Below are 2,450 nucleotides of genomic sequence, written 5' to 3'. Positions count from 1 at the left end.
GCTAAACTAAATAACGATAAGAAATTAGAAGAACAACTTCTTCAAGAAAAGAAAAAAGCTTTATCAAAAATCGCATTTGAACAACTTAAGAGTTCCCAGTCTTATATTAAATTATTAGGAAGTCTTGATAAAATGTCGGTTAAGTCTTTAGATAAATTATTAACTGAAATTAAAGAGAAAACTAAAGATAACGCAGTTTTAGATATTTCAGTAGATGAAGAAGATTTAAAAATATTATTAGATCAAATAGAAAAATTAAAAGGTGAAATTTCTAAAAAGAATCCTTTTAAAGGAATGGCTGATGCGTGGAAAGATTTCATAAAAGCTTCTACAGATGATGACAATATTGATGCTATTAAAAATTTCTTAAACGCTTCTAATTCCGCATTTGAAGCTACTAAAGAAATCATGGACATGACTACTGATGCTGTGGAAGCGTTTGGAGGTAAGTTAGATGATTCTGCAAAACAAACTATACAATCTGTTCAAAATATTGTTAACGGTATCGGAAACGCTATTCAAGGTTATTTCTCAGGCGACTGGGCGCAAATGATAGCAGGTATTGTTCAGGTAGTTGTTGAGGTTGCGAAACTTATCGGAGGTTCAAAAGACAGAAGGTTAGAAAAACGTATTAAAAAACAACAACAAGCTGTTAATGATTTAAAACGCGCATACGATGATTTAAGTTTTGCAATTGATAGAGCTTTAGGCGGTAAAAATTACTCACTTCAACAAGATCAGATTAAAAATCTCCAAGAACAAAAAATTCTTATGGAGCAAATGATCCAAAATGAAGAAGCTAAAAAGAAGACTGATAAAAATAAAGTAAACGAATGGAAGAACGCAATTGCTGATATTGATAGACAAATTCAAGAAATTCAAGAAAATATTGCAAGCGATATTTTGCAAACTACTGCAAAAGAATTAGCAAACACTTTAGGTGACGCACTTGCGGAAGCCTTTGGGAAAGGTGAAGATGCGGCGAAATCATTTGAAAAAGTTGCAAATGATGTTCTTAAAAATGCTGTATTAAATCAACTTAAGAAACGATTTATTGAAGATCAGCTTCAAAAAGCCTTAGACCAACTTCAGAAAGATATGGGAGTTGATGATAAAGGTTGGAGCGGATTAACTCCAGAGGAACAGCAAGCATTTCGAGATAAAATAAAAGAAATTGCAGAAGGTTTCCAAGGCGCGCTTGAAGGTTATTCGGAATTATTTAGCGACTTGGTAGATCCTAACGAATCTTCATTAGCTGGAGCAATTAAAGGAGTTTCAGAAGAAACAGCGTCTTTAATAGCTGGACAAGTTAATGCGATGAGATTACTAATTGTAGAAGCAAATAAAACAAGGATTGAAACGAATAGAATTTTACTTCAAAGCTTAGACAGATTAGCGAATATTGATTTTAATACAAAGAATGCAAATGTAATTTTAGATAAAATGTATGCATTTATGCAAAGTAACAAGGATAACAACAGATCATATGGATTTTAATAATATAAAAACAGAAGCTCTAAAAAGAGCTAAACAAAACGAGATATGCGAAGAATGGGCGGTTAAAATGGAAAACGCTCAAACTTTAGATGAATTACTTGATATGTATATCAAAGGAATTGATTTTTCTTTTTCATCTGAATTTATTTCAAATGATTTTATGCGAAGAAATCTAAAAGGAAAAATGGAGCATAAAGGAATTTTCCTTGACGATTCGATTGACTTGCATAATAACAGAGAGATAGTTTGTCTTGGTGATTCAAGATTAAACTATTTAGCTGATGAATTTTCAGTTACTCAACTGTATTTGCGAGATAATGTGAAAGCTCGATTAGTTGTTAGAGATAGTGCGTTTGTGATGATTGATATTTTTGACAATGTTCAGTTAGAAATAGAAGCAAGCGACAAAGCTAACGTTCGCGTTAATTGCTATAAAGGCGCTAAAGTTACTTTTAAAAGTAACGATGATAGTTATGTAAAAATTTCAAACAAAGATTTTAAAACGTATAAATGATTCCTGTAATTTATTTACTTGACAATATACCCTTTAAAAATTACAATGTTTATGTTTCAGATTCTTCTAATCTTTTTGATAAACCCTCTGTAAAAGAAAATCAAAAAAAAGATTGGAACGATGAACACGGTTATGATATTGATCTGCAATCACGATATCATAATTCTAAAACGATTACGATTGATTGCTTTATTCATGCTAAAACTTTGAAAGAATGTATTGAAAAGTACAATGATTTCTATAATGCTTTAGATAAAAAAGGATCTCGAAGATTATCAGTTATTGCTGGTGATTTAAGAATGGAATATCAAGTTTTCAGACAAGATACAGCTGAAAATAAATTGAATTATGATGATTCTAATGCAGTTGGTATTTTCAAATTAAAATTGATTGAAAATATGCCTGTTAAAAGGATTTTGAGGTCAATTCAAAAAACAAC

3 protein-coding genes are annotated in these 2,450 nt (G+C 30.8%); all 3 read left to right on the top strand.

What is annotated here, in order from left to right; all coding sequences use genetic code 11:
• Positions 1-1,497, top strand: a 1,497-nt coding sequence (locus Q0616_RS09080; RefSeq protein WP_298776626.1) for a hypothetical protein, incomplete at its 5' end; no start/stop codon positions are given.
• Positions 1,487-2,011, top strand: coding sequence for a hypothetical protein (locus Q0616_RS09075; RefSeq protein ID WP_298776624.1), 525 nt, complete (start codon positions 1,487-1,489; stop codon positions 2,009-2,011). The genes Q0616_RS09080 and Q0616_RS09075, both read left to right, overlap by 11 nt.
• On the top strand, positions 2,008-2,450 hold a 443-nt coding region (locus Q0616_RS09070), incomplete at its 3' end, for a hypothetical protein (protein WP_298776621.1). The genes Q0616_RS09075 and Q0616_RS09070, both read left to right, overlap by 4 nt.

It is taken from the genome of uncultured Empedobacter sp., from assembly GCF_937930195.1.
Classification (GTDB): domain Bacteria; phylum Bacteroidota; class Bacteroidia; order Flavobacteriales; family Weeksellaceae; genus Empedobacter; species Empedobacter stercoris.
The sequence above is the reverse complement of the archived record's forward strand: the minus strand, read 5'-3'. Positions and strand labels throughout refer to the sequence as shown.

Bases quoted from the DNA above. Each gene is read 5' to 3' on its own strand.
- Q0616_RS09075 (WP_298776624.1), top strand. From the start codon at position 1,487: ATGGATTTTAATAATATAAAAACAGAAGCTCTAAAAAGAGCTAAACAA.